Here is a 24,346-nt window from a genome sequence, read left to right as displayed (position 1 = left end):
CCATGCGCGGAAACATCGCCCAACTGATGCAGCAGGCCCAGAAGATGCAGGAAAACCTGCAGAAGGCCCAGGAAGAAATTGCCAAGATCGAAGTGACCGGCAGCGCCGGTGGCGGCATGGTCAGCGTGACCCTGACCGGCGCCAAGGAATGCCGCAAGGTGCGCATCGACCCGTCGCTGGCCAGCGACCCGGAGATGCTGGAAGACCTGATCGCCGCCGCCTTCAACGACGCCTCGAACAAGATCGATGCCGAGTCGAAGTCGAAGATGGGTTCGGCCACCGCCGGTATGCAGCTTCCGCCGGGCATGAAGCTGCCGTTCTGATTTTCGGCGTGGCACCCGTGCAAGCGGGTGCCACGGAACCTGTAGCCGTCGAACTTGATCGACGCCATGAAAGCATGCCGCCGTGTCTGCACCCCTGCTTGAACAATTGATCGACGCGTTGCGGGTGCTGCCTGGCGTCGGCCAGAAGACCGCGCAGCGCATGGCCTACCACCTGCTCGAACGCGAGCGCGAAGGTGGCCAGCGTCTGGCCGAGACACTGGCATTGGCGGTGGAGCGCATTGGCCACTGCGCACAGTGCCGCGATTTCAGCGAATCCGAGTTGTGCCCGACCTGCGCCAACAGCAGCCGCGAGCGCAGCCAGCTGTGCGTGGTCGAATCGCCCGCCGATCGCCTGGCCATCGAGAACGCCACCGGTTTCCGCGGCGTCTACTTCGTGCTGCAGGGCCGTCTGTCGCCGCTCGATGGCATCGGCCCGCGCGAACTGGGCCTGGAACAGCTGGAGCAGCGCCTGGCCGGAGGCGAGGTGCAGGAACTGATCATCGCCACCAGTGCCACCGTCGAGGGCGAGGCCACCGCGCACTATCTGGCGCAGTTGGCGCGCGCGGGCAAGGTGCAGCCGAGCCGCCTGGCGCAGGGCCTGCCACTGGGCGGTGAACTCGAATACGTCGATCGCGGCACGCTCTCGCACGCGTTCGGAACGCGCAGCGAATTCCGCGATTGAACGCCGGCCGGGCATCCGCCGGCGCGGCCGGCCTACAATGCGGATGACATTTCCGCCGAGGCCGAACATGAGCACTGAAACCCTCTTCAGCAAGATCATCCGTCGCGAGATCCCGGCCACCATCGTCTACGAGGATGACGAGGTGCTGGGCTTCAAGGACATCGCACCGCAGGCGCCGGTGCATGTGCTGTTCATTCCGAAGAACGAGATCATTCCGACCCTGGATGACCTGCAGCCCTCGCAGGCACACCTGATCGGCAAGCTGGCGCTGGCCGCTGCCGAGTACGCGCGCCGCGAAGGGTTCGCACAGGACGGCTACCGCATCGTGATGAACTGCCGTGAAGATGCCGGGCAGACCGTGTTCCACATCCACATGCACCTGCTGGCGGGTGCACAGCTGGGGCATTTCGGTACGCCGGGGCGTTGAAGCCCCTATCCACGCAGGAGTACCACGGGTACCCCGCTGTAGATCCACGCCATGCGTGGATGAAAAAGGCCGCCCGAGGGCGGCCTTTTCCGTCACGCGTGCCGGTTGGCGATCACCACCAACCCCAACGGCCGTAACCGCCCCAGTACGGGCCATACGGACCCGGGCCCCACGGACCATAGGGGTAGGGCACCACGTCGACCTGGCGCTGTTCCGGCCACAGGTAGATCACATCGGCCGACAGCTTCGGCAGGCGGTAGTCGTAGTCCCCGATGCGGGTGTTCTGGTAGCCATCGATCTTGCCGATGAAGGTCACGTCACGGCCTGCTTCAAACACGGCCGGGTCGTAGAAGCCGGCGCGGCAGGCGATGAAGCGGCCGTCGCTGGCGTCGGACGAGGTGGTGTTCGGGCGGCCGCTGGCGTTGAGCGGGCGCGAGATCATCTGGAAGCAGGTCTCGCCCTGGCCGGGCTTGGTTTCGATGATGCGACCGCCCCAACGGACCGGCGTGCCGACCTGCTGGGTGGCGACCGAATCGCGCGGGGAGACCAGGCTGAACTGTCCCTGCAGCGGCTTTGGGGCCGTGGCGCAGGCCGACAGGGCCAGCGTGGCCACAGCGGTGAGGAGGAACTTGGTGTTCATGGGGAGGCTCCGGAAGTCGGGCGATGCCTGCGCAGGTCCCGCAATAATGAAGCGAGGTCGGTGCAAGTTCCAGCGTAACGCGCGTCGGCGAAACGCTGGCTGAGTGCGAGCAGGGCGGGATCGGGACGTTGGGCATGGACCCGCCGTGCCCAGTCCTGCGCGGTTTCGTGGGGTTGCCGGCCCAGCCCGAGGCGGGCATAGCGCCGGCCCAGCCCGCGCCAGGCACGCAGCAGCGGGTCACGTTCGCGCTCGCCCCGGGCCAGCAGCCAGGCCATCCACGCCAGGGCCAGCACCGTTGCCACCACGAAGCCAGCGACAAGTTGCGTGGGGCCGAGATCATCCAGTCCGAACGGCTTGAGCAGCTGCTGCTGGCGGCGCGCATCGAAGGAGAGCACCAGGTCGTTCCAGCCGCGGCGCAGCCAGTCGCCCATCTGCCCCAGCTGCTGCCAGCTTTGCCGCAGCGGGCTGTCGGTACCTGCCTGCAGGCGGTCGTCGAGGGTATCGAGGATGCGTTCCGGTGCCACTGCGGCGGTAGGGTCGACCCGTACCCAGCCGCGCTGCGGCAGCCATACCTCGGCCCAGGCGTGGGCGTCCATCCGCCGCACGATCCAGTAGTCGCCAAGGCGGTTGTAGGTGCCACCAGCAAAGCCGGTCACCACCCGCGCCGGAATGCCGGCGTTGCGCATGAGTACCACGAAGGCGGAACTGAAGTGTTCGCAGAAGCCGGCCTTGTAGCCGAACAGGAACTCGTCGACCGGATCGCGTCCCGCCGGTGGCGTCTGCAGCGTGTAGGAGAAATCGGTGGTGATCCATTGCAGCGCGCGGCGGACGATGGCTTCGTCATCACCGCCGGCATCCTGCCGCCATTGCTGCGCCAGTGTGGCGGTGCGCGGGTTGAAGCCGCTGGGCAACTGCAGCGCGGCCCGTCGCAGATAGGGCGACAGCGTGCTGTCGAAGCGTTGAGGTGGCGCCGAATGCAGTCGCCAGCGGCTCAGCGACGCCAGTGGCCGCTCGCTGCTCAGGCTCATGTCAGCATCCAGCGTGCTGCCTGCTGGGGCGCGGCTGGGCAGGTCCAGTGCCACCAGCTGGCGCCGGTCGGTGGGCTCGTAGTCGATCTGGTAGTCCCAGTCCTGCGTGCCGGCCTCGACCACGGCCGCCGGTCGTCGCTCGCTGGCGCGGTCACGTGTCCAGCGCCGGCCATCGAAGGCGGTCAGTACCGGCCCTCGCCAGTAGCGTTGCATCGGCTCGGGCACCGCACCGAAGAACTGCACGCGCAGCGCCGGGGCGTCGTCGGCCATCAGGTCCAGCCACTGGCCGGGTTCCATGCTGTCGGACAGCCCCGGCGTGCCGACCGCGCGCTCGGGAACGCCCCATAGCGGGGTCGCCAACCGCGGGAACAGCCAGAAGCAGGCCAATGCCAGTGGCAGGCCGATCGCCAGCAGGCGGCCAACGCCGCGCAGCTGCCCTCGCAGTGGCAGGTGGCCGGCGTGGCCTTCATCCCCGGCCAGGCGCTGCAGGGCGAGCAACGCGCTGATCCCCGCCAATGCGGCCAACACGGTGGTCAGTGGCCCCTGGTCGAGCAGGAATGCCGCAAACGGGGAAAACAGCGCGAAGCCGAGCAGGCTGCGGGCATCGCGCCGGCTGCGCAGTTCGCTGGACTTGATCGCCAGCATCGCTGCCAGCAGGGCGCAACCTGTATCGCGCCCGGGTCGAACCATCCCCATCTGCCAGACGATGGCACCGAGCATGGCCAGCACCAGCAGCAGGCGCACCGGCATGGGCAGTACCTTCCGCCACGACAGGGCCGCAGTCACGAGCGCCGCGGCCGCGATCACGCCGGCCAGCAGGGGCGGCAGCTGCAGCAGCAACGGCAACAGCGCCAGTGCCGCGCTGGCCAGGGTCCAGTTGCGGGCATTGCGGTCGAGGGCGGGCGTGGTTTCAGTCATGCGGCATCAATGCCAGTGCGCGCAGGCACAGGTGGTGGTGACTGGCGCCCTGCCCGGGCCCGAACGGTGGATGTGCAGGCAGCAGCAGGGTGTAGCGGCGGCCTTCGCGCTCGGCCATGTCGACCCATCGTGCCAAACGCGCGATGCGTGCTTCATGGCCCAGCGGAGACAGCCTGCGCCAGTCGAGGATGACTTCGATGCCGACTGGCTTTTCGTACTCGCGCACCAGCAGGCTGTCGCGGCGTGCCGAGTGCTTCCATGAAATGCTGCGTGGTGCATCGCCCGCACGATAGGGCCGCAGCTGATGCAGTTCCTCGCCACTGGCATGGGCGCGGGTATGCAGCGGATCGTTGCCGCTTTCCGGCAGTGCAGGCGCCAGCGCTTCGGGTTGCGGATAGACCAGCAGCGGTTGTTCCGGCCACACCCACGACCATGCCCGGACCAGGCCCAGTGGCTGGGTGGTGGACAGGCGGATGCGTGGCAGTTCCAGCCAGCCGCGGCGTTCGCTGGGAACCTGCAGTTCCACTTCGCCACGGCCGTGCGCAGGCAGCGAGGTCCAGGCTTCGCTGTCACCCAGCAGCAGGTGCAGGCCGTGGCGTGCGCGCGGATCGCGCAGTGACAGGTCCACGCGCAGGCGCAGCGGTTGCCCGGCCGGAACCGGCTCGGCGGAGATCGCGTCGATCTGTACGCCGGACAGCTGCAGGTGCGCGGCGATGGCGCTTGCGATCGCCGCTGCCGCCAGCAGCAGGGCCAGCAGCAACGCCGGGTTATTGTTGTAGTTCAGTGCGCCCAGCAGCATTGCCGCCAGCAGCGTGGCGACGAACAGACCGAAGCGGGTGGGCAGCACGTAGATGCGGTGGCGGTCCAGCCGCTGTGGCAGTGCTTCAGGCCGGCGCGGACGTGCCAGCAGTTGCAGTCGTGCCCAGCGCGTGGCCACCCTCAATCCACCGCGACGGTCTGCAGGATGGCCCGCGCCAGTGCCGGCCCCGAGCTGGACTCGGCTTCGCCCACCAGTCGATGACCGGCCACCGCCACGAACAGGGTCTGTACGTCCTCGGGCACCACGTGGCCGCGGCCCAGCAGCAGTGCATGCGCCCTGGCCGCGCGCAGCAGCGCAAGGCCTGCACGCGGTGACAGGCCCACGCGCACGCCGGCGTGCTGGCGGCTGCGGGTCAGCAGGGCCTGCACGTAGTCGACCAGTGCATCGCTGGCATGGACCTGGCCGACAGCCTCACGCAGCGCGCGTACCTGAGTGTCATCCAGCTTCGGTACGGCACGTGCGATCAGGTCACGACGATCGGTGCCGCGCAGCAGTTCGCGTTCGGCCCGCGCGCTTGGGTAGCCCATCGCCAGTCGCAGCAGGAAACGGTCCAGCTGCGAATCCGGCAGCGGGAAGGTGCCGGACAGGTCCACCGGGTTCTGCGTGGCGATCACGAAGAACGGATCGGGCAGGGGGTGGGTCTGTCCATCCAGGGTGACCTGCTGTTCGGCCATCGCCTCCAGCAGCGCGCTCTGCGTGCGTGGCGGCGCGCGGTTGATCTCATCGGCCAGCAGCACGTGGGTGAACACCGGCCCTGGATGGAACTGGAACTGGCGGCTGCCGGCTTCGTATACCGAGACGCCCAGTACATCGGCGGGCAGCAGGTCGGAGGTGAACTGCACGCGCTGGAAGCTGAGGCCCAAGCTGCTGGCCAACGCATGCGCCAGCGTGGTCTTGCCCAGGCCGGGCAGATCCTCGATCAGCAGATGACCACCGGAAAGCAGAGCGACAAAGGCCAGCCTGACTTCCGGCACCTTGCCCAGCACCAGTGCGTTTACCTGATCCTGTGCCTCCCGCAGGGCCTGGCGCAGTTGATCGGTTAGCATGGTGGGATTGGGGGACGAGGCTGGCATGATCGTCTCAGGTCTGGAATCCATTCGATTATCCATAGAGCAATGCAAGGCGAACAGCGCGCGCGGACAATATTTCTCTGGTTATGGACGCTGGTCACAGCGGCCAAGCTGGTGGTGGCTGCGCGCCTGCCACTGTTCGTTGACGAGGCGTTCTACTGGCAGGAAGGCCAGCATCTGGCCGCCGCGTATTCGGACCTTCCCGGACTGACCGCATGGCTGGCGCGCCTGGGGGTGGAGATCGGTGGCCACCATGTGCTCGCGTTGCGCCTGCCGTTCCTGGCCATCGGCGCGCTGCTGCCGTTGCTGGTGGTGCACACTGCCACGCGCTGGTTCGGCAATGTGGCTGGTTGGCAGGCGGGCAGCCTCACGCTGTTGATGCCTTTGTCGGCGACGCTGGGCCTGCTGGCGGTGCCGGATGTACCCATGGCGCTGGCCGCGGTGATCTGCCTGCACGCCGGTGCACGGCTGCTGCACAACGTCGATGCATCGTCGGCGATGAAGCTTGCGCTGGGCCTGTCGATCGGAGCGCTCAGTCACTACCGTTTCATCGGTGTCATCGGCGTGGGCTTCATCGCGCTGCTGGCGCTGCCGCAGGGGCGGCGCATGCTGGCCGATCCGCGCGTATGGGTCGCACTGGCGGTAGGCGTGCTGGCCTGGCTGCCGCTGCTGGCATGGAATGCGGACAACCACGACGCTGGCCTGAAGTTCCAGGTGGTCGAGCGCCATCCCTGGACGTTCGAATGGAACGGGCTGTGGTTCCTGGTGATCCAGCCGATGCTGGTCACCCCGATCCTGTGCATGGCGATGTGGAAGATGGCGCTGGCCGGTACCCGCAGGGGCGGCGGCACGCGTGTGCAGTGGCGCTACTTCGGCCTGGTCGGGGGCGTATCCACGCTGGGCATCTTCCTGCTGGGCTTCTTCACCGACGTCGAGCGGATCAGTTTCCATTGGCCACTGCCGGGCTACCTGGCCCTGCTGGTGGCGGTGCCGGTGGTGCTCAACGGCTGGCCACGCTGGCTGCGGCGCACCGGCTGGTGGCTGGCCGGCGCAGGCATGGTGCTGGCGTTCGGCTATTACCTGATGGCCTCCACGCCTGCGTTGCGCGAGCAGCTGGCGGGCAGCAAGTACTACCCGCGCAATTTCGCTGGCTGGCAGCCGTTGGCGATGGCAGTGCGCGAAGAGTTGCAGCAGATGCCCGCGGGCACGCGGGTGCTGGCCGGGAACTTCAAGGTGGGGGCCGAGCTGGGCTTCCAGCTCGGCAGCGGCGATATCGAAGTGCTGCCGCACCCGCTCAACGACAAGCATGGGCGCACCGCGCAGCTGGCGCAGTGGGGGCTGCTGCATGAAGGCAAGCGCTCGGCGCCGATGCTGCTGGTGCTTTCACCCAGCGATCAGCGTTACCGCGATCTGCTGGCGCGCTATCACGCCATCTGCGAGCAGGTGGGGCCGTTGCCGCCGCCGCGGGTGGTCAGCAGTGACCATGGCTTCCAGCGGTTCCTGCTGTTCCGCCTGCCGGCGCAGCGTGCGCCGGGGGCGTGCGTGACTCCGGCAATGGCGTGGCTGGATACACCTTCCAACGGCGAAAAGGTGTCCGGCGTGCTGGCCATCAAGGGATGGGCGTTCAAGGATGGTGTCGGCCTGGCACGGGTTGAAGTGCTGGTCGATGGCCGCTCGGTGGGGGATGCGCGCTATGGCCGCGCATTCGACGTGCGCCAGACCTGGCCGGACAGCACCGACCCGCAGCATCCGTCGGTGGGCTTCGATGCGTCATTGGACACGAGCACGCTGGCGCCGGGACGGCATTGGCTGGGCCTGCGCCTGCATGGGCGCGATGGCAGCGTGGAGGAATGGCAGGAGCAGCCGTTCGAGGTTCGCGGGCGCTGAGGCGGCGCGCGGTCCAGGTTGGTCGCGTACTCCGGGTTGGTTGCGCGTGCCAGGTTGGTCGGGTGCTCCACGTTGGTCGGGTGCTCCGGGTTGGTAGAGTCGACTGTTAGTCGACTGCTCTTCCAGCCGCTGGCAAAACCCCGCGCTGCGCGCGATAGTCGACTGACAGTCGACTCTACCCGGCTTGGGTCCTACCCGGCCCAGGTCCGGCCTGTTTCCGCGATCGGTGCCGGCAGTCAGCGTGCCGCCTTCAGGGCACCGCGAACCCTGCCTGGCGCAGCAACCCGCACAGCGCGATCAGCGGCAGGCCGATCAGCGCGGTCGGGTCGCGGTTGTCGATTGCTTCGAACAGGCTGATGCCCAGGCCCTCGCACTTGAAGCTGCCGGCGCAGTCCAGCGGCTGTTCGGCGGCCACGTAGCGGGCGATCTCCTCCTGGCTCAGCGTGCGGAAACGGACTTCGGTCAGATCCACGGCGCTGAGTGATTCTCCGTCTCGCGTGAGACTGATTGCGGTATGGAAGCGAACCGTCTGCCCGGACATCGCCGCCAGCTGCGCGCGGGCCGCCTCGACGGTGCCCGGCTTGCCCAGCGGCCGCCGGTTCAGGTCCGCCACCTGGTCCGAGCCGATCACCCAGGCGCCGGGGTAGCGGGCGGCGACCTCGGCCGCCTTGGCCGTGGCCAGGCGCGTCGCCAGGACCAGGGGTGTCTCAGCGTTCAACGGGGTTTCATCCACCTCCGGGCGCGCGCAGTCGAAGGGCAGGCCCAGCCGCTGCAGCAGCTCGCGGCGGTAGCGGGAGGTAGAGGCCAGGACCAGTGACATGCGACAATTCCGGGGCAGGGCGCGGCAGTCTGGCCCGTGTGCAGCGCCAGCAGCAAGTCCTGTATGGCGGGCATTTGACAGCAGCCCCCCCGATCCTTAGTATTCAGCGGCTTATGTCCGCGAACGTGCCCGAATCGCTGGATGCTTGGCGGATGGTCGTAGCGCGCAGGCGCTTCGACGGCCAGGTCTCCCTGGCTGAATTGACCCGCCTGCAGGGGCTGGTCGCAGATACCGACGGTGAGTGTTCCTACTCGCTTGAATTCGGTCGCGACGAAGTCCTGCGGGTATCCTATGTGGAACTGACCATCGACACCGCGTTGCCGCTGACCTGTCAGCGCAGCATGCAGCGATTCCTGTTGCCGGTGAAGGTGACCCAGAGGCTTGGCCTGATCCGCGACGAGGACGAGGAATCGTCCCTGCCGGAGGAGTACGAGGCGTTGCTGGTGCCGGAAGACGGCCAGCTGCGTCCGCTGGACCTGGTCGAAGACGAGTTGGTGCTGGCGGTGCCGGTGGTACCGCTGTCGCCCGACGGTGAAGCAGTCGACAAGGACTGGGCACCGAGCGAAGAAGAAACGAAGAAGGCCAACCCGTTCGCGGCGTTGGCGGCATTGAAGAAACAATAGCAGCCGGATTGTCGTCGGCGGCTGCGGCGAAAGCGAAAGTGTGCTGGGCGCTGGCGTCCTGCGCGACGATACGACGAAGCAAAACGAACCGAGTTTGGAGCAATCCCATGGCTGTGCAGAAATCCCGTGTTACCCCGTCCCGCCGCGGCCAGCGCCGTTCGCATGACGCCCTGAGCGCCAAGCAGCTGTCGACCGACCCGACCACCGGCGAAGTGCATCTGCGTCACCACATCACTGCCGACGGTTTCTACCGCGGCAAGAAGGTCATCCAGACCAAGACCTCGGCCGTCGAAGAAGATTGATGTGCCGGGAAGGCCGCTGCCCGAGGGCAGCGGCCTTTGCCTTCTTTCCCGGGCGTGCCGGTGATCGGCGGCCCGCGCAACAGGAAACATGATGAGCAAGCGGATCTATTCGAGGATCGCGGGCACCGGTAGCTATTTGCCGGAAAAAGTCCTGACCAACGCCGACCTGGAAAAGATGGTCGAAACCTCGGATGAGTGGATCCAGTCGCGCACCGGAATTCGTGAACGGCACATCGCGGCCGAAGGCGAAACCACCAGCGACCTCGGCTACCAGGCCGCGTTGCGCGCACTTGAAGCGGCCGGCATCGACGCTTCGCAGCTCGACATGATCGTGGTTGGTACGACCACGCCTGACCTCATTTTCCCCTCCACCGCGTGCCTGATCCAGGCCAAGCTCGGTGTTGCGGGGTGCCCTGCCTTTGACGTCAACGCGGCCTGTTCGGGCTTCGTGTTCGCGTTGGGCGTGGCCGACAAATTCATCCGTTCCGGCGACTGCAGGCACGTGCTGGTGATCGGCACCGAAACGCTGACCCGCATGGTCGACTGGAATGATCGCACCACCTGCGTGCTGTTCGGCGATGGCGCCGGCGCCGTGGTGCTCAAGGCCGACGAAGAGACCGGCATCCTCAGCACCCACCTGCATGCCGATGGCAGCAAGAAGGAACTGCTGTGGAACCCGGTGGGCGTCTCGACCGGCTTCAAGGACGGCGCCAACGGTGGTGGCACCATCAACATGAAGGGCAACGACGTGTTCAAGTACGCCGTCAAGGCGCTGGACTCGGTCGTGGACGAGACCCTGGCCGCCAACGGCCTGGACAAGTCCGACCTGGATTGGCTGATTCCGCACCAGGCCAACCTGCGCATCATCGAAGCCACCGCCAAGCGCCTGGACATGTCGATGGACCAGGTGGTGGTGACTGTCGACAAGCATGGCAACACCTCGTCCGGTTCGGTGCCGCTGGCGCTGGACGCCGCGGTGCGTTCGGGCCGCGTAGAGCGTGGCCAGCTGCTGCTGCTGGAAGCCTTCGGTGGCGGCTTCACGTGGGGTTCGGCCCTGCTGCGCTATTGATAGCGCAAGTTACGACAATGTGAAGCTTGTCGTTACGGCCCCTCTGGGGCCGTAACGCGTTTATAGGAGTACCCGTCATGGTTGAGCCCATCGTCATCGAAGGGCAGCGCGCCTGGCTGAAGCAGTACGGCAAGGGAAGCCGCGCACTGGCCCTGGGCCTGCTCAATTTCGTTGCCCGCCGTTTCCATCTGGACGCCCTGCGCCCACCGCCGCACCGAGGTGGTGATGCCGCGCGCGAAACCGAAGCCCGTCGCCTGGGAGAATTGCAGGCGCAGGGCGTGAACGTGCCCGACGTGCTGGGCAGCGGCCACGCCGCGCTGGTGATCGGTGACAACGGCAGCTCGTTCAACACCTGCCTGCGCCAGGCCGACGAGGCCGGCCGCGACCGGCTGGTGATGGCTGCCATGCAGGCCATCGCCGAAGCGCATGCGCGCGGCGCCTATTTCGGCCAGCCGCTGCCGCGCAACCTCACCTGGGACGGGCAGAGCGTGGGCTTCATCGACTTCGAGGAAGATCCGCTGGAAGTGATGGATCTGTCCGAAGCGCAGGCCCGCGACTGGCTGATGTTCGGCTACGGCGTGGCCAAGTACTACGCCGACCGCCCCGAGCAGCTGCAGGCGATGATGGCCGAGGCGATGGGCGATGCCCAGGCGCCGGTGCGCGAGCATGTGCATGCGGTCAGCGGCCGGCTGCGCAGCCTGGCCCGGGTGTGCATGAAGCTGGGCCGTTCAGCGCGCGCGCTGGCCCATTCGATCTTCATCGCCCATGGCGCCAGCACGGCGGGCGTGCTGATGCTGGTGGGCCTGTGCGTGGATTTCCTCGCCGACGGCGACCTGGACGTGCTGCAGCTGTTCTGCTGACGCCGTGCGCTTGCCCGGCTGCGCTCCATACGCCTGCATACGCGCACGTACAGACGACACAGCGGATTCGCCCTTATCATGGCCCGCTTCGATTGCAACAAGCGGATGACCGCGTGACCGTATCCACCCTCGCTTTTGTCTTCCCCGGCCAGGGCTCGCAGTCTGTGGGCATGGTGGCCGAGCTGGCCGAACTGCACCCGCAGGTGCGTGAAGCCTTCACCGAGGCATCCGATGGTGCCGGCGTCGACCTGTGGGCGCTGTCCCAGGGTGGCCCGGAGGAAATGCTCAACCGTACCGAATACACCCAACCGGCGCTGCTGGCCGCGAGCATCGGCGTGTGGCGCGCCTGGAACGCCGTGGGCGGTCCGCGCCCGTCGGTGCTGGCCGGCCACAGCCTGGGCGAGTACACCGCCCTGGTTGCCGCTGGCGCGCTGAGCCTGCATGACGGTGCACACCTGGTTCGCCTGCGCGGCCAGCTGATGCAGGAAGCTGCACCGGCCGGTGTCGGCGCCATGGCCGCCGTGCTCGGCGCCGAAGACCAGCTGGTGCTGGACGTCTGTGCCGAAGCTGCAGGCAGCCAGGTGGTGGTGCCGGCCAACTTCAACTCGCCGGGCCAGATCGTGATCGGTGGCGACGCCGATGCGGTCGACCGCGCGCTGGCGTTGCTGGCCGAGAAGGGCGTGCGCAAGGCGGTCAAGCTGGCCGTGAGCGTGCCCTCGCACACCCCGCTGATGCGCGAAGCCGCCAACCGCCTCGCCGAAGTGATGGCCGGCCTGTCCTGGCAGGCGCCGCAGCTGCCGGTGGTGCAGAACGTCGATGCCAAGGTGCACGAGGGTGTGGACGCGATCCGTACCGCGCTGGTCCAGCAGCTGTACCAGCCGGTGCAGTGGACCGGGTGCGTGCAGGCGCTGGCCGGCCGTGGCATCACCCAGATCGCCGAGTGCGGCCCGGGCAAGGTGCTTACCGGTCTGGTCAAGCGCATCGACAAGGCCATCGACGGCCGTTCGCTGGCCACCCCGGGCGACTTTGAAGCCGCCCGCGAGGCATGGTCGGCCTGATCCCCCTTGTTCCTGCCGACCGTACCGATGGCCGCTGCACGCGGCACGGGTGCGGCGGCCGCCCCAGCCTGAGGAAAACATCATGAGCAAGCCCCTGCAGGGTGAAATCGCACTGGTCACTGGTGCCAGCCGTGGCATTGGTGCCGCCATCGCCGATCTGCTGGCCGCCCAGGGCGCCACCGTCATCGGCACCGCCACCACCGAATCCGGCGCTGCCGCGATCGGCGAGCGCTTGGCCGCCCACGGCGGCCACGGCCGTGCGCTGAACGTGACCGACGCTGCCGCGCTGGACAGCGTGCTGGACGGCATCGCCAAGGAGTTCGGCCCGATCTCGATCCTGGTCAACAATGCCGGCATCACCCGCGACAACCTGCTGATGCGCATGAAGGACGAGGACTGGGCGTCGATCATCGATACCAACCTGACCAGCGTGTTCCGCACCAGCAAGGCGGTCATGCGCGGCATGATGAAGGCGCGCAAGGGCCGCATCATCAACATCGCATCGGTGGTGGGCGTGACCGGCAATGCCGGCCAGGCCAACTACGCGGCCGCCAAGGCCGGCATCATCGGCTTCAGCAAGTCGCTGGCCAAGGAAATCGGTTCGCGCGGTGTTACCGTCAATGTGGTCGCTCCCGGCTTCATCGACACCGACATGACCAAGGCGTTGCCGGAAGAAGCGCGTACTGCGCTGATCAACGACATCGCCCTCGAACGCCTGGGTTCGCCGGAGGACATCGCCCATGCGGTGGCCTTCCTGGCCAGCCCGGCTGCCGGTTACATCACCGGCGAAACCCTCCATGTGAACGGTGGCATGTACATGCCGTAAGCAAGGGGCGCAGGGATTGCGCCGCAAGTGGTTGATCTGCTGGGGTTTTTGCTGCAATGCAAGGCCGCGCCGGTTTCCACTACACTATCCCACGGCCATCGCCTTTGATGGCGACCACTTTTGAACCACAACTCCATCTGGAGCGAGATCCCATGAGCACCATCGAAGAACGCGTCAAGAAAATCGTCGTCGAACAGCTTGGCGTCAAGGAAGAAGAAGTCACCAACAGCGCATCGTTCGTCGATGACCTGGGCGCTGACTCGCTGGACACCGTCGAGCTGGTGATGGCCCTGGAAGAAGAATTCGAGTGCGAGATCCCGGACGAAGAAGCCGAGAAGATCAGCACCGTGCAGGCCGCCATCGACTACGTCAAGGCCCACGTCAAGGCCTGATGTCAGACGGCAGTGCGCGTGCGGGTCATCCTCGCCGCGCACCGCACCCCATGGGGCCGCTGTTGCGGCCCCGTGTGTTTGAGCATCACATCGAAGCAAACCGAGTTGCCCGTAGAATCCATCCGGGTCAGGAGAAACAGCAATGAAGCGTCGCGTCGTCGTAACCGGCCTGGGTATCGTCTCGCCGTTGGGCAATGATCTGGCCAGCAGCTGGGAAGGCATCACCCACGGTCGTTCGGGCATCGGTCCGCTGACCAACGTTGCTGATGCCTACGTGGATCGGTTCACCACCAAGATTGCAGGTGAGGTCAAGGGATTCGACATCACCGCCGACAATGAACTGTTCGGCAAGTATCGGGTCAGCGGCAAGGATGCCAAGAAGATGGACCCGTTCATCCATTACGGCCTCGGTGCCTCGTTCATGGCCCTGCACGACTCGGGCCTGGAGATCACCGACGCCAATGCCGAGCGCATCGGCGCCATCGTCGGCGCCGGCATCGGCGGCCTGCTCGGCATCGAAGAGCAGACCATCGAGTTCCACGAGGGCAAGAAGATCTCGCCCTTCTACGTGCCCAAGACCATCATCAACATGCTGCCGGGCCAGCTGAGCATCATCACCGGCCTGAAGGGCCCGTCGTTCTCGGCGGTGTCGGCGTGCGCGACCTCGAACCATTCGATCGGTACCGCGATGCGCATGATCCAGTACGGCGATGCCGACGTGATGGTGGTCGGTGGTGCCGAGCGTGGCTCGTCGCCGACCGCGCTGGGCGGCTTCTGCGCGATGAAGGCCATGAGCACCCGCAACGACGCCCCGGAACAGGCCTCGCGCCCGTGGGACAAGGACCGTGACGGCTTCGTGCTGGGCGACGGCGCCGGCATCCTGATCCTGGAAGAGTACGAGCACGCCAAGGCACGCGGCGCGAAGATCTACTGCGAACTGGCCGGTTTCGGTGCCAGCTCCGACGCGTACCACATGACCGCCCCGAGCGAGAACGGCGAAGGCGCCGCGCGCTGCATGGTCATGGCCATGAAGGACGCCGGCGTGACCCCGGAACAGGTGGGTTACCTCAACGCGCACGGCACTTCCACGCCGCTGGGCGACCTGGGCGAGACCATGGCGATGAAGACCGCCTTCGGCGACCACGCCTACAAGATGATGGTCAGCTCCACCAAGTCGATGACCGGCCACCTGCTGGGCGCCGCCGGTGGCGTGGAAGCGATCTTCTCGGTGATGGCGCTGCAGGACAACATCATTCCGCCGACCATCAACCTGGAACAGCCGGGCGAAGGCTGCGACCTGGACTACGTGCCCAACGAAGCACGCCAGGCCAAGGTGGACGTGGTGATGTCCAATGGCTTCGGCTTCGGCGGCACCAACGGCACGCTGATCTTCAAGCGCGTCTGACCGGCATCGTCGCGCCGCGACCCATCGGCAATCCGACAAACGGATCAACGCCGTGCACCACGGAGCCGCCGCAAGGCGGCTTCCGTGCATCTGAACCCCCGAACTGGCCATCATGACCCACGCACCGCTGATCCACCCGCTGCCGCACCCGATCGATCTGTTGGCGCTGCAACAGCACGACCCGGCGCGTTTCCCGCTGCTGATGGAATCCACCGCCTCGGGCACCGCCCAGGGCCGCTGGAGCCTGCTGCTGGCCGCGCAGGGCGAGGGCCTGCGGCTGGACGCCGATGGCCAGGTGCGTGACCTGCACGACGCCGTGCAGCCCGGCACGTTCCTGCAGGCGCTGGATCGCGCGTGGCAGGCCGAACGCCTGCCACATGACGGCAGCCACAGCCTGCCGTTCCGCGGCGGCTGGGCGCTGATGCTGGATTACGAAGTGGCCAGTCAGATCGAACCGGTGCTGCCGGCGCGTGCACGTGACGATGGCGGCCCGACCGCCGTGGCGCTGCGTTGCCCGGCCGCCGTGCTGCACGACCATCACAACGACGCCAGCTTCGTCATCGCCGAAGCCGGTGAGCAGGTATTGCTGGATGCGCTGGTAGCACTGGCCTCGGCGGCGTTGCCCGACGCCGGGCAGGGCTGGCAGCCGCCGCAGTCGGTGGGCGAGGATGCGCCGCAGCGCTTCACCGACGGCGTGCGCCGGGTGATCGAGTACCTGCGTGCCGGCGACGTGTTCCAGGTGAACCTGTCGCGGCGCTGGGGCGCGCAGTTCGCTGCGCCGGTCAGCCCGCAGGCGCTGTATGCACAGCTGCGCCGCGCCAACCCGGCGCCGTTTGCCGGCCTGTTCAGCGCGCATGGCCGCCATGTGGTCAGTTCCTCGCCGGAGCGGCTGGTGTCGGTGCACGCCGGCCACGCGCAGACCCGTCCGATTGCCGGCACGCGTCCGCGCTTCGAGGGCGACGATGATGCCGCGCGCATCCAGGAGCTGGTCGGTCACCCCAAGGAGCGCGCCGAGCACGTGATGCTGATCGACCTGGAGCGCAACGACCTCGGTCGCATCTGCCTGCCGGGCACCGTGGTGGTCGATGAGCTGATGACCGTGGAGAGCTACGCGCACGTGCATCACATCGTCAGCAACGTCAGCGGCCATCTGCGACCGGAGATCACGCCCGGCGAGGTGATCGCCGCCACGTTCCCGGGCGGCACCATCACCGGCTGCCCCAAGGTGCGCTGCATGCAGATCATCAGCGAACTGGAGCAGGTGCCGCGCGGTGCCTATACCGGCGCCTTCGGGTGGCTGAACCGCGATGGCGATCTGGACCTGAACATCCTGATCCGCACCGCCGAAGTGGATGGCCACGAGGTCAGCTTCCGCACCGGCGCCGGCATCGTGGTGGACTCGGACCCGGACAAGGAACTGGACGAGACCCGCGCCAAGGCGCGCGGCCTGCTGCGGGCGCTGGGCCAGCAGGGGTAGTGCCGGTAGGTGTCATTGCTGTGGTGGGTGCCGACCTTGGTCGGCACGGATGCCGCCATGGCCGTTCATCCACGCATGGCGTGGATTTACCGGTCGCCGCGCCGGGCAGGGGTATTGGTGGGTGCCGACCGGTGGTCGGCACTGGGTGTGTGGCTCTGGTCATGACCCCACACCACCGGCACGGTATCCTGCACGACGGAATCGAGTTCAGAGGTAGTCCATGGCGGGAGCCAAGCGCGGGTGTCTGTTCGTGGTAACGCTGGTGGTGGTGCTGGCCGCCGTCGTGGCCGGCGTGGGCGCGTGGTTCTTCTACCAGCAGACCCGCTTCGCCGATGCTCCGATCACCCCCACTGCCGAAAGCGTGGTCATTGCCAGTGGCGATGGCATGAACAGCGTGCTGCGCAAGCTGCGCGACGCAGGCGTGGATGAAGGCCAGGACACGCAGTGGCAGCTGCTGGCGCGCCAGCTCGATGCCGCCGGCAAGCTGAAGGTGGGCGAGTACGCGCTCAGTGGCGAGCTGACCCCGCGCGAGCTGCTGCTGCGCATGCGCGCCGGGAAGGTGCTGCAGCACCGCGTCACCATCGTCGAGGGTTGGAACATCCGCCAGCTGCGTGCCGCGCTCAAGCGCGCCGAACCGCTGCTGCACACCACCGATTCCCTGGATGACGCCGCGCTGATGCAGCGCCTCGGCTTCGGTGGCCAGCATCCGGAAGGTCGCTTCCTGCCGGAAACCTACGTCTACCAGCGCGGCGACAGCGACCTGGACGTGCTCAAGCGTGCACATGGCGCGATGGAGAAAGCGCTGGACGAGGCCTGGGAAAGCCGTGCGCCGGACCTGCCGATCAACACGCCCTATGAACTGCTGACGATGGCCTCGATCATCGAGAAGGAAACCGCGCTGGCCAGCGAGCGCCCGCAGATTGCCGGCGTGTTCATGCGCCGCCTGAAGATCGGCATGCGCCTGCAGACCGACCCGACCGTGATCTACGGCATCGGTGCCGCGTATGACGGCAACATCCGCCGCCGCGACCTGACCACCGATACGCCCTACAACACCTATACACGTGCGGGCCTGACCCCGACCCCGATTGCCATGCCCAGCCGCGATGCACTGATGGCGGCCGCGCAGCCGGCGCCGGGCGACGCGCTGTATTTCGTCGCCGTGGGCGATGGCAGTGGCGCACACGTGTTCTCGCCCAGCCTGGACCAGCACAACGCCGCAGTCGCCCGCTACCTGCAGCAGCTGCGCCAGCAACGTACCAAGGAGACCCCGGCGCAATGAGTCCCGCGCTGCTTCGCCACCCGCGTTTCGTCAGCCTGGAAGGCGGCGAGGGCGCGGGCAAGACCACCGCCATCAACGCCATCCGCGAGTGCCTGCGCAGCCACGGCCATGAAGTGGTGCTGACCCGCGAGCCGGGCGGCACGCCGCTGGCCGAGCGCATCCGCGGCCTGGTGCTGAAGCCCGATGCCGAGATCGCCGTCGAACCGCTCAGTGCCGAGGCCGAACTGCTGCTGGTGTTCGCCGCGCGCGCGCAGCATGTGCGCCAGGTGATCCAGCCGGCACTGCAGCGCGGCGCCTATGTGCTGAGCGATCGCTTCACCGATTCCAGCTACGCCTACCAGGGCGGTGGCCGTGGGCTCGATCCGCAGTGGATTGCCGATCTGGAGCGCCGCGCGGTCGGCCTGTTGCCGGGCCTGACCCTGCTGCTGGATGTGGACGTGGCCATCGGCCGCGCGCGCGCCAACGGCCGTGACCTGTGGCCGGACCGCATCGAAAGCGAGCAGGACGATTTCTTCCAGCGCGTGCGCGAAGTATTCCGCGGCCGTGCGCAGCAGGATCCGCAGCGCTTTGCGTTGATTGATGCGGGCCAGGAGCAGGAACGCGTGGCGGCCGATGTGGTCGCGCGTGTCGAGCGCTGGCTGCAGGAAGGGGAGGGCGCATGAGCACGTTCTCGCCCTGGCAGCAGCGCGCGTTCGACCAGACCGTGGCCGCGCTCGATGCCGGTCGCCTCGGTCATGGCCTGCTGATCTGCGGGCCGGCCGGGCTGGGCAAGCGTGAGGTGGCGCTGGCATTGGCCGACCACGTGCTGGCCCGCGGTGACGCCGCGCATGCCACGCGCACGCGCCAGCTGATCGCCGCGGGTACCCATCCGGACCTGCAGCTGGTCAGCTTCATCCCGAACAAGAGCGGCGACAAGCTGCGCACCGAGATCGTCATCGAGCAGGTGCGCGAGATCACCGACAAGCTGGCGCTGACCCCGCAGTACGGCGTGGCGCAGGTGGTGATCGTCGACCCGGCCGATGCGATCAACCGTTCGGCCGCCAATGCGCTGCTGAAGACCTTGGAAGAGCCGCAGCCGGGCCGCTACCTGTGGCTGATCAGCAGCGATCCGGCGCGCCTGCCGCAGACCATCCGCAGCCGCTGCCAGCGCCTGGAGTTCAAGCTGCCGCCGCAGCACGAGGCGCTGGCCTGGCTGCAGCAGCAGGGCCATAGCGAGGCCTCGGCGCGCGAAGCGCTGGAGGCTGCACGCGGCCATCCCGGCCAGGCCGACAACTGGCTGCGCGAAGATGGCCTGAGCCTGCGCCGCGAAGTGGGTCGCGAGCTGGAACAGCTGGCCGCCGGCAAGACCGGTGCGGTGGAGCTGGCGCAGAAGTGGTGTGGTGACGACAACGCAGCGCTGCGCCTGCGCTTTGCCGCCGACCTGGCGCTGGCCCAGGCCAGCACCGATGCCTTGACCACGCCGGAGCGATTGCACAAGCTTGCAGCCTGGTTCGATGCGGCCAACCGCACCCGCGACCTGCTGCGCACCACGGTGCGTGCAGACCTTGCGGTGGTTGAGTTGCTGCTGGCCTGGAACAAGGTGAACGAGCGGCCTGCCGCAAGGGGAAATCGATGAGTGCCAGCAACGCCCGCCAGGGCATCCTGTCCCTGGCCGTGAAGGACAAAGCCGCGCTGTACAGCGCGTACATGCCGTTCGTGAAGAACGGCGGCATCTTCGTGCCCACGCCCAAGCGTTACTTCCTGGGCGACGAAGTGTTCCTGCTGCTGACCCTGCCCGATTCCAGCGAGCGCCTGCCGGTGGCCGGCAAGGTGATCTGGGTGACCCCGGCCGGCGCGCAGGGCAACCGCACCGCCGGCATCGGCGTGCAGCTGGCCGACGGCGCCGAAGGCGAGGGCGTACGCCACAAGATCGAGACCCTGCTGGCCGGCCTGACCAGCTCGGACAAGCCGACCCATACGATGTGATTCCGGTAGCGCCGGGCCATGCCCGGCGACGACCTCGAAACACCCGTGAACACGAATGTGAAAAACTGTTGACGGCCTCTGAAAAGCCCCTATAATGAGCGGCTCAGCAACACACCGGGCGGTTAGCTCAGCGGTAGAGCATTGCCTTCACACGGCAAGGGTCACAGGTTCGATCCCTGTACCGCCCACCATGTTGTTATCGATGATAAAGGCCACCCGAATAGGGTGGCCTTTGCATTTCTGCTTTGAGAACTGCGCAAAAACTGACCTAAAGCGCCCGCGGCTGTGTCGATTCCGGCTATCAGGTGGATCACTACCATAGCTGTGAGAGCAACAAACAATGGCTCGGTCCGAGTCGTCGTTGGCGTCAAGTCTTGTCATGCGCGTCGTCGAGTCGCACCCTATGGGGCAATCCAAGGGGGATTCGCAAGTGCCAGAGGAAGCGCCAAAAATGCCTGCTGCGCGCAAGAGAGCAATGGCCAAAGAGGTAGTTGGTCCGACTCCGCCTCAGGCGCAGGCTCCCGACTGGAAAAACCATCCCGTTCTGATCGTCGGCGGCGCAGTTGTCGCAACGGCCATAACGTGCCTGACGTACTTCAATCAATTTGCACTTCCGCAGCGAACCGCGGCCTTGGAGCATAAGGCCAGTCAGGCGACAGAAGAGGCCAATAGGCTCACGGACGCGCTAGGTGTCGAGCATGACTTGAACAAGAAGCTCCAAAGAGATGTCGCGGGTCTCCAAAAGCGTGAAAAAGAGTTGTCAGGGCTTTTGTCAGAGTCCAGAGCAATCAATATGTTCCAAGCGGGAAGTGCATATCCAAATGGATTTTCATTGGTGAAGGTTGGAATGACTGAGGCGGATGTATTCAAGTCATATCCGGTTGATTCAATTACGCCAAATGAGCGCGGCTATCTGAGTGTGAAGTTTGAAAATTCTCCTTTTTCATCAGCCACTTACTACTTTGATGAAAATACAGAGAGTAAGATCATTACTCATATTTTATTCATGGTTAATTATAAGTTCCGGCAAGGTCAGTTGGGGCTCGTCAAGCGCATGTCGGAGAATCTTGGCAAGCCATTCGTCATCCCGCCCGACTATTACGCATGGCCTGCTTCTGGAAATGTCAATGTTTTCATGGGTGACGACACATCCTATATCGTAATGCGCCCTGGATCTCGACCTGCAAGTTGGCCAACAGAGAAAGAGAATGAGATCGTCTGCAAGGCGGCTGCGCAGGCGAAGGGAGTCTGTCCCATCAATCAATAAGTGGGTTCCTGTAGTACTGTTGCCTGAGATCCTATTCAACTAATCAGTACGGGCCGTCGTTTAGACAGTGATTGGCCTCGCGCACCAGTTGCCGTGCGCCCACGATCAGTCCGTCGGTATGGAAGGCGCCCAATTGCTGGTCCGGGCCGCACTCGGCACGCGCTCGGTCGGCGGCCTGCAGCAGATCGAGCACTGCGCTGAGCCCGGACATCGAGCGACGCAGCGAGGCGTGATTGCTGGCGCCGAGGGTGAGGTTGCGGCACGGCTGCCCGTCATCGCCGTCGGCGCAGCTGATGGCGTTGAGGCACGCGAAGAAGGCGGGCGACTGCATGGGCAGGTTCTGTTCCTGCAGGGCGCATTCGATCTCGTGCGCAAGGTCTTCAGGCACGTCGGTGGCGATGTTGCCGATCAGGGCGTGCAGGCGGGGATGGATGGCGGTGCGGTTGGTCATGGCGAAACCCTCACTGGCGTAGGTCCACCTTCCGGAGCGAAGGTGGCGGACGGTGCGGGTTGGCGTACCAAGGCAAACAAGCTTCAGGGGAGAAGAATGCCTGGCGGATCTGGCGATCCCCACGCACCGGCCGCCATTGAAGGCAGTCGGTGCATTCTCTCTGCTGCGATTGTTCTTGCAGCCCCTAAATCTTGTTTGTTTATTCGAGACGCCAATCCCGGCCCAGGCAATCTGCCCCGGCGCGGCGATCATCACGCCGGGCAATCACATCGGTCTGTAAGGAAAGTTCCCAACTTTCTCCATGCCGGCCGGAGGTTTCCCGTTGTGTGCCGTCCAACACCTGCGAGTAGTGCGGCGCGTCACTGATGGCGCAAATCGCCACCCCTGCCGACCGTGCGCATGACGCCTGCGGAGCCGCGCCGCCATGCCAATCACGTCACCTCGCGCGGGAGGGGGGCATGTCACGAATGAAGGCAGAGGGTTCCATCCCTGCGCTGTCCCACCGCCCCGGGTAGGCGTAGTCTCAGCCTGTCGCCGTACCCATCCACGCTGGAGTGCCACCATGCCGCTCGCCCGCATCGATCTTCGCAAAGGTAAATCCGCCGACTACCTGCAACGCGTCGGCGAAACCATCTACCAGGCCATGCGCGCGGTGGGCGTGCCGGAAAACGATCGCTTCCAGATCTTCCAGCAGCATGACGCCGGCACGCTTGTTTACGACCCCGGCTACCTGGGCGTGGACCGCACCGACGATTTCATCTGCATCCAGATCACCTGGAACGAAGGGCGCACGCTGGAGCAGAAGAAGGCGTTGTATGCCGGCATCGCTGATGGACTGCATGCAGAGGTGGGCATCCGCCGCGAGGATGTGTTCATCAACCTGGTGGAAGTGAAGAAGGAGAACTGGTCGTTTGGCAACGGGGTTGCGCAGTACGTGAGTTGATGCGCGAAAAGCATCCACGCATGGCGTGGATCTACCGAGCCTGGTCGAGGCCGCCGATGTAGACCCACGCCCGCGTGGATCTACACCTCGCTGCCGACCTGCTCGCCTTCGCTGGCCGCGGCACTGCGGGCCGCCTTCACTGCGTCGGCGCTGTTGGGTTGTTCGCACTCGATGCTGGTCACGTAGCCGTCGTGGCTGATGTTGTGCTCGGCACGCTTGACCAGCCACTGCCCATCCACGCCATCGCGGAAGCCCTGCATCACCACCGTGGCTTCGGCCATCAGCGTCTCGCGGCCGGGCAACGTGTAGCTCAGCGTACGCGTCTGCCGGGCCTGTTCCTGGTGCTTGGCACGCGCTGCAGCTTCGGCGGCTTCGCGGTCGGCGTAGGCCATGCGCAGGCGCACGATCGGTTCACCGCTGCCCAGCTTCACTTCCTGGCGCGTGGCACCGCGTACATCGCGGTAATAGGCGATGGTGGTGCCGGTCTTCTCGCGCGAGACGATGCTCACCTTGTAGCTACTGCCATCGGCTGGGGTCAGGGTGACGTCGGGAATGCGCTCACCGCTGGCACTGGTGGATTCACCTCGTTTGACGAACATCAGGCGGCCGCCGCCCGGCTTGGCGATGGCGTCATGCTGCTTGGCCAGGCGCAGCAGCAGGTTCATGTCCGACTCCTGCGACTGCACCGTCAACGGCAGCGTGATCGATGCAAGCGACCCGCTCACGGCAGCCTCCATTCCGTGTTCGCCGGCCATGCGTTGCACCATGCCGCCGATGGTCGTGCCCTTCTTCCAGGTGCGCGTCTTCTGCGTCTGCAGATCGTTCTTGCCGCCCTTGCTGGCCTCGAACGGCGCGGCCCGGGCGCGCAGGGTCATGCTGCCCGGGTAGCCGGAAATCTCCACTTCGTCGCAGATGTACAGGCCCATGCGCCGTACTTCACCGTCGTAGCCGATGAAGGCTTCCAGCTCTGCGCCTGCCGGCGGCAGCTGGATCGGATCGGAAGGATCATGGTCGGCCAGCTGCAGTTCCAGCATGTCCGAGTTGTTGTCGGTCTCGTCGGTGATCCGCAGCGACTTGAAGCGCGACCTGATGGTGTCGGTGATGTCCTGGTTGTTGGCCACCACGCGGAATGCCGGTGTGATGTTCAGTCCCACAGGGCCACTCCCTTGCGCTCGTTTGCCGGGCGCTGCACGTCCGGCAGGGTGATCGCCATGCCCGCGGGCAGTACCGCGCCGCGTGCGGCCAGGCCCGGGTTGGCGTCGAATACCGCGCGCAGGATGGCCGGTGATTGTTCGCCATAGTGCGTGTACGCGATGCGGTCGACGACGTCGCCGTCGCGGGTGTTATACGTTCGTGCCATCGCTGTGCTTCCGCAGGGAGAGGGTGAATTCGTGCCGTTGGATTCCAGCATCGGCAGTGAAACCGGAGGCGGTGGCGTCGATCTTGTCGATGACCCACAGCCCCAGATTCCCGCCCTTGCCGGTCAGCAACCGCTGTGGCTTGCCCTGCGCGGCCAGCTTGCGCAGCTGCGAGAGCTCATTGCCGGCACCGCGGAACGCATAGTGGATGACGCCAGGCAGCGTCATGCTGGCTTTGCCGGGCCCGGTGTACTGCAGCGCAGCCATCTGGCCGATGCGTTCCTGCGCTGCCCAGCCATACTCGTTGCTCTGCTGGATATCCTGGAACACGGCGGTGTTGAGGCTGAACTTGAAACCACCCAGCATCAGCAGCACCGGAGCGTTGCCGGAATCGTTGGCTTTGAACTGCGACAGCAGCTTGTCCACTGTGCCGGTTACGAACTCGCGCTTCAT

The 24,346-nt window shown here is 66.2% G+C and carries 28 protein-coding genes and 1 tRNA gene; 20 read left to right on the top strand and 9 right to left on the bottom strand.

From position 1 onward, the window contains the following. Positions 1–2: 2 nt before the first annotated feature. The 3 genes from V3B41_RS07260 (at position 3) to V3B41_RS07250 (ending at position 1,432) form a co-directional block, all read left to right on the top strand. A complete protein-coding gene (locus V3B41_RS07260) occupies positions 3–323 on the top strand; it encodes a YbaB/EbfC family nucleoid-associated protein (RefSeq protein ID WP_004154630.1) in 321 nt (106 codons plus the stop codon). A gap of 82 nt (positions 324–405) precedes the next feature. Next, positions 406–1,005 (top strand): recombination mediator RecR, encoded by a 600-nt coding sequence (gene recR / locus V3B41_RS07255; RefSeq protein WP_197633660.1) that lies wholly within the window; start codon positions 406–408, stop codon positions 1,003–1,005. A 67-nt stretch (positions 1,006–1,072) separates the two neighbouring features. Then, a complete protein-coding gene (locus tag V3B41_RS07250; protein ID WP_049430202.1) occupies positions 1,073–1,432 on the top strand; it encodes a histidine triad nucleotide-binding protein in 360 nt (119 codons plus the stop codon). 112 nt (positions 1,433–1,544) lie between these two features. Here the strand turns inward: V3B41_RS07250 and V3B41_RS07245 are convergent, their stop codons facing one another. Genes V3B41_RS07245 through V3B41_RS07230 form a run of 4 tightly spaced genes read right to left on the bottom strand, consistent with a single transcriptional unit; the run spans position 1,545 to position 5,911 of the window. Then, on the bottom strand, positions 1,545–2,072 hold the full coding sequence (locus tag V3B41_RS07245) for a Slp family lipoprotein (RefSeq protein ID WP_008265847.1): 528 nt from the start codon (positions 2,070–2,072) through the stop codon (positions 1,545–1,547). Beyond that, positions 2,069–4,018: a DUF3488 and transglutaminase-like domain-containing protein gene (locus V3B41_RS07240; RefSeq protein WP_329860574.1), complete on the bottom strand. Its 1,950-nt coding sequence runs from the start codon at positions 4,016–4,018 to the stop codon at positions 2,069–2,071. The genes V3B41_RS07245 and V3B41_RS07240 overlap by 4 nt, the downstream gene beginning before the upstream one ends. Then, positions 4,011–4,955, bottom strand: coding sequence for a DUF58 domain-containing protein (locus tag V3B41_RS07235; protein WP_197633659.1), 945 nt, complete (start codon positions 4,953–4,955; stop codon positions 4,011–4,013). The genes V3B41_RS07240 and V3B41_RS07235 overlap by 8 nt, the downstream gene beginning before the upstream one ends. Before the next feature lie 2 nt (positions 4,956–4,957). Beyond that, positions 4,958–5,911: an AAA family ATPase gene (locus V3B41_RS07230; protein ID WP_329860582.1), complete on the bottom strand. Its 954-nt coding sequence runs from the start codon at positions 5,909–5,911 to the stop codon at positions 4,958–4,960. Positions 5,912–5,953: 42 nt separating this feature from the next. On the opposite strand from V3B41_RS07230, the gene V3B41_RS07225 reads away from it, so the two are divergent. Beyond that, on the top strand, positions 5,954–7,795 hold the full coding sequence (locus V3B41_RS07225) for a glycosyltransferase family 39 protein (RefSeq protein WP_329860573.1): 1,842 nt from the start codon (positions 5,954–5,956) through the stop codon (positions 7,793–7,795). Positions 7,796–8,045: 250 nt separating this feature from the next. Here V3B41_RS07225 and V3B41_RS07220 read toward each other — a convergent pair whose 3' ends face one another. Then, complete coding sequence (locus V3B41_RS07220) at positions 8,046–8,615, bottom strand: Maf family nucleotide pyrophosphatase (RefSeq protein WP_329860572.1); 570 nt, start codon at positions 8,613–8,615, stop codon at positions 8,046–8,048. 113 nt (positions 8,616–8,728) lie between these two features. Here V3B41_RS07220 and V3B41_RS07215 point away from each other — a divergent pair, with 113 nt between their 5' ends. The 15 genes from V3B41_RS07215 (at position 8,729) to V3B41_RS07145 (ending at position 21,141) form a co-directional block, all read left to right on the top strand. Further along, positions 8,729–9,238: a YceD family protein gene (locus tag V3B41_RS07215; protein WP_012479287.1), complete on the top strand. Its 510-nt coding sequence runs from the start codon at positions 8,729–8,731 to the stop codon at positions 9,236–9,238. 107 nt (positions 9,239–9,345) lie between these two features. Beyond that, the gene (gene rpmF / locus V3B41_RS07210; protein ID WP_005408308.1) at positions 9,346–9,540 is read left to right on the top strand and encodes a 50S ribosomal protein L32; all 195 of its coding nucleotides are present in this window, start codon (positions 9,346–9,348) and stop codon (positions 9,538–9,540) included. 91 nt (positions 9,541–9,631) lie between these two features. Next, positions 9,632–10,609, top strand: a complete 978-nt coding sequence (locus V3B41_RS07205) for a beta-ketoacyl-ACP synthase III (RefSeq protein WP_005408309.1) — start codon at positions 9,632–9,634, stop codon at positions 10,607–10,609. Positions 10,610–10,686: 77 nt separating this feature from the next. After that, the gene (locus V3B41_RS07200; RefSeq protein WP_329860571.1) at positions 10,687–11,469 is read left to right on the top strand and encodes a serine/threonine protein phosphatase; all 783 of its coding nucleotides are present in this window, start codon (positions 10,687–10,689) and stop codon (positions 11,467–11,469) included. Between the two features lie 113 nt (positions 11,470–11,582). Next, the gene (fabD, locus tag V3B41_RS07195; RefSeq protein WP_197619847.1) at positions 11,583–12,527 is read left to right on the top strand and encodes an ACP S-malonyltransferase; all 945 of its coding nucleotides are present in this window, start codon (positions 11,583–11,585) and stop codon (positions 12,525–12,527) included. An 82-nt stretch (positions 12,528–12,609) separates the two neighbouring features. Beyond that, positions 12,610–13,353 (top strand): 3-oxoacyl-ACP reductase FabG, encoded by a 744-nt coding sequence (fabG, locus tag V3B41_RS07190; protein WP_005408312.1) that lies wholly within the window; start codon positions 12,610–12,612, stop codon positions 13,351–13,353. 152 nt (positions 13,354–13,505) lie between these two features. Next, positions 13,506–13,745, top strand: coding sequence for an acyl carrier protein (gene acpP / locus V3B41_RS07185; RefSeq protein WP_005408313.1), 240 nt, complete (start codon positions 13,506–13,508; stop codon positions 13,743–13,745). Between the two features lie 142 nt (positions 13,746–13,887). Next, entirely contained in the window at positions 13,888–15,150 is a 1,263-nt protein-coding gene (gene fabF, locus V3B41_RS07180) for a beta-ketoacyl-ACP synthase II (protein ID WP_049430185.1), read from the top strand. Between the two features lie 112 nt (positions 15,151–15,262). Next, positions 15,263–16,627 (top strand): aminodeoxychorismate synthase component I, encoded by a 1,365-nt coding sequence (locus V3B41_RS07175; RefSeq protein ID WP_197619846.1) that lies wholly within the window; start codon positions 15,263–15,265, stop codon positions 16,625–16,627. Positions 16,628–16,847: 220 nt separating this feature from the next. Then, positions 16,848–17,909 carry an endolytic transglycosylase MltG gene (mltG, locus tag V3B41_RS07170; protein WP_197633654.1) on the top strand — a complete coding sequence of 354 codons (1,062 nt, stop codon included), beginning with the start codon at positions 16,848–16,850 and terminating at the stop codon, positions 17,907–17,909. Continuing rightward, positions 17,906–18,571, top strand: coding sequence for a dTMP kinase (gene tmk / locus V3B41_RS07165; protein ID WP_329860570.1), 666 nt, complete (start codon positions 17,906–17,908; stop codon positions 18,569–18,571). Before mltG ends, tmk begins: the two co-directional genes overlap by 4 nt. Continuing rightward, a complete protein-coding gene (locus V3B41_RS07160) occupies positions 18,568–19,524 on the top strand; it encodes a DNA polymerase III subunit delta' (protein ID WP_043033674.1) in 957 nt (318 codons plus the stop codon). The genes tmk and V3B41_RS07160 overlap by 4 nt, the downstream gene beginning before the upstream one ends. Next, a complete protein-coding gene (locus tag V3B41_RS07155; RefSeq protein ID WP_004146965.1) occupies positions 19,521–19,874 on the top strand; it encodes a PilZ domain-containing protein in 354 nt (117 codons plus the stop codon). Before V3B41_RS07160 ends, V3B41_RS07155 begins: the two co-directional genes overlap by 4 nt. A 116-nt stretch (positions 19,875–19,990) precedes the next feature. Beyond that, a tRNA-Val gene (locus tag V3B41_RS07150) sits at positions 19,991–20,065 on the top strand. Positions 20,066–20,253: 188 nt separating this feature from the next. Beyond that, complete coding sequence (locus V3B41_RS07145) at positions 20,254–21,141, top strand: hypothetical protein (protein ID WP_197619843.1); 888 nt, start codon at positions 20,254–20,256, stop codon at positions 21,139–21,141. A 43-nt stretch (positions 21,142–21,184) separates the two neighbouring features. On the opposite strand, the gene V3B41_RS07140 is transcribed toward V3B41_RS07145, so the two are convergent. Continuing rightward, positions 21,185–21,592 (bottom strand): hypothetical protein, encoded by a 408-nt coding sequence (locus tag V3B41_RS07140; protein WP_295546500.1) that lies wholly within the window; start codon positions 21,590–21,592, stop codon positions 21,185–21,187. 562 nt (positions 21,593–22,154) lie between these two features. On the opposite strand from V3B41_RS07140, the gene V3B41_RS07135 reads away from it, so the two are divergent. Next, the gene (locus tag V3B41_RS07135; protein ID WP_295546502.1) at positions 22,155–22,535 is read left to right on the top strand and encodes a tautomerase family protein; all 381 of its coding nucleotides are present in this window, start codon (positions 22,155–22,157) and stop codon (positions 22,533–22,535) included. 80 nt (positions 22,536–22,615) lie between these two features. Here V3B41_RS07135 and V3B41_RS07130 read toward each other — a convergent pair whose 3' ends face one another. The 3 genes from V3B41_RS07130 to V3B41_RS07120 are packed head-to-tail and all read right to left on the bottom strand — an operon-like array spanning position 22,616 to position 24,346. Then, the gene (locus V3B41_RS07130) at positions 22,616–23,689 is read right to left on the bottom strand and encodes a contractile injection system protein, VgrG/Pvc8 family (RefSeq protein ID WP_329860569.1); all 1,074 of its coding nucleotides are present in this window, start codon (positions 23,687–23,689) and stop codon (positions 22,616–22,618) included. Further along, the gene (locus V3B41_RS07125; RefSeq protein WP_049430174.1) at positions 23,680–23,895 is read right to left on the bottom strand and encodes a tail protein X; all 216 of its coding nucleotides are present in this window, start codon (positions 23,893–23,895) and stop codon (positions 23,680–23,682) included. Before V3B41_RS07125 ends, V3B41_RS07130 begins: the two co-directional genes overlap by 10 nt. Continuing rightward, entirely contained in the window at positions 23,879–24,346 is a 468-nt protein-coding gene (locus V3B41_RS07120; RefSeq protein WP_049430173.1) for a phage tail protein, read from the bottom strand. Before V3B41_RS07120 ends, V3B41_RS07125 begins: the two co-directional genes overlap by 17 nt.

Origin of the sequence: Stenotrophomonas sp. SMYL89 (assembly GCF_036319985.1) — a bacterium.
GTDB classification, from domain to species: Bacteria; Pseudomonadota; Gammaproteobacteria; order Xanthomonadales; family Xanthomonadaceae; genus Stenotrophomonas; species Stenotrophomonas maltophilia_Q.
This window is presented reverse-complemented; position numbering and strand designations above follow the sequence as displayed.

Excerpts from the sequence above, each read along its gene's own strand:
- V3B41_RS07160 (WP_043033674.1), top strand. The coding sequence starts at position 18,568 with ATGAGCACGTTCTCGCCCTGGCAGCAGCGCGCGTTCGACCAGACCGTG.
- V3B41_RS07175 (WP_197619846.1), top strand. The coding sequence starts at position 15,263 with ATGACCCACGCACCGCTGATCCACCCGCTGCCGCACCCGATCGATCTG.
- V3B41_RS07145 (WP_197619843.1), top strand. The coding sequence starts at position 20,254 with ATGCGCGTCGTCGAGTCGCACCCTATGGGGCAATCCAAGGGGGATTCG.
- fabG (WP_005408312.1), top strand. The coding sequence starts at position 12,610 with ATGAGCAAGCCCCTGCAGGGTGAAATCGCACTGGTCACTGGTGCCAGC.
- V3B41_RS07260 (WP_004154630.1), top strand. The coding sequence starts at position 3 with ATGCGCGGAAACATCGCCCAACTGATGCAGCAGGCCCAGAAGATGCAG.
- rpmF (WP_005408308.1), top strand. The coding sequence starts at position 9,346 with ATGGCTGTGCAGAAATCCCGTGTTACCCCGTCCCGCCGCGGCCAGCGC.
- V3B41_RS07200 (WP_329860571.1), top strand. The coding sequence starts at position 10,687 with ATGGTTGAGCCCATCGTCATCGAAGGGCAGCGCGCCTGGCTGAAGCAG.
- V3B41_RS07230 (WP_329860582.1), bottom strand. The coding sequence starts at position 5,911 with ATGCCAGCCTCGTCCCCCAATCCCACCATGCTAACCGATCAACTGCGC.
- V3B41_RS07155 (WP_004146965.1), top strand. The coding sequence starts at position 19,521 with ATGAGTGCCAGCAACGCCCGCCAGGGCATCCTGTCCCTGGCCGTGAAG.
- V3B41_RS07215 (WP_012479287.1), top strand. The coding sequence starts at position 8,729 with ATGTCCGCGAACGTGCCCGAATCGCTGGATGCTTGGCGGATGGTCGTA.
- V3B41_RS07225 (WP_329860573.1), top strand. The coding sequence starts at position 5,954 with ATGCAAGGCGAACAGCGCGCGCGGACAATATTTCTCTGGTTATGGACG.
- V3B41_RS07140 (WP_295546500.1), bottom strand. The coding sequence starts at position 21,592 with ATGACCAACCGCACCGCCATCCATCCCCGCCTGCACGCCCTGATCGGC.
- V3B41_RS07205 (WP_005408309.1), top strand. The coding sequence starts at position 9,632 with ATGAGCAAGCGGATCTATTCGAGGATCGCGGGCACCGGTAGCTATTTG.
- tmk (WP_329860570.1), top strand. The coding sequence starts at position 17,906 with ATGAGTCCCGCGCTGCTTCGCCACCCGCGTTTCGTCAGCCTGGAAGGC.
- V3B41_RS07135 (WP_295546502.1), top strand. The coding sequence starts at position 22,155 with ATGCCGCTCGCCCGCATCGATCTTCGCAAAGGTAAATCCGCCGACTAC.
- V3B41_RS07220 (WP_329860572.1), bottom strand. The coding sequence starts at position 8,615 with ATGTCACTGGTCCTGGCCTCTACCTCCCGCTACCGCCGCGAGCTGCTG.
- fabF (WP_049430185.1), top strand. The coding sequence starts at position 13,888 with ATGAAGCGTCGCGTCGTCGTAACCGGCCTGGGTATCGTCTCGCCGTTG.
- acpP (WP_005408313.1), top strand. The coding sequence starts at position 13,506 with ATGAGCACCATCGAAGAACGCGTCAAGAAAATCGTCGTCGAACAGCTT.
- V3B41_RS07120 (WP_049430173.1), bottom strand. The coding sequence starts at position 24,346 with ATGAAGCGCGAGTTCGTAACCGGCACAGTGGACAAGCTGCTGTCGCAG.
- mltG (WP_197633654.1), top strand. The coding sequence starts at position 16,848 with ATGGCGGGAGCCAAGCGCGGGTGTCTGTTCGTGGTAACGCTGGTGGTG.
- V3B41_RS07245 (WP_008265847.1), bottom strand. The coding sequence starts at position 2,072 with ATGAACACCAAGTTCCTCCTCACCGCTGTGGCCACGCTGGCCCTGTCG.
- V3B41_RS07240 (WP_329860574.1), bottom strand. The coding sequence starts at position 4,018 with ATGACTGAAACCACGCCCGCCCTCGACCGCAATGCCCGCAACTGGACC.
- V3B41_RS07125 (WP_049430174.1), bottom strand. The coding sequence starts at position 23,895 with ATGGCACGAACGTATAACACCCGCGACGGCGACGTCGTCGACCGCATC.
- V3B41_RS07250 (WP_049430202.1), top strand. The coding sequence starts at position 1,073 with ATGAGCACTGAAACCCTCTTCAGCAAGATCATCCGTCGCGAGATCCCG.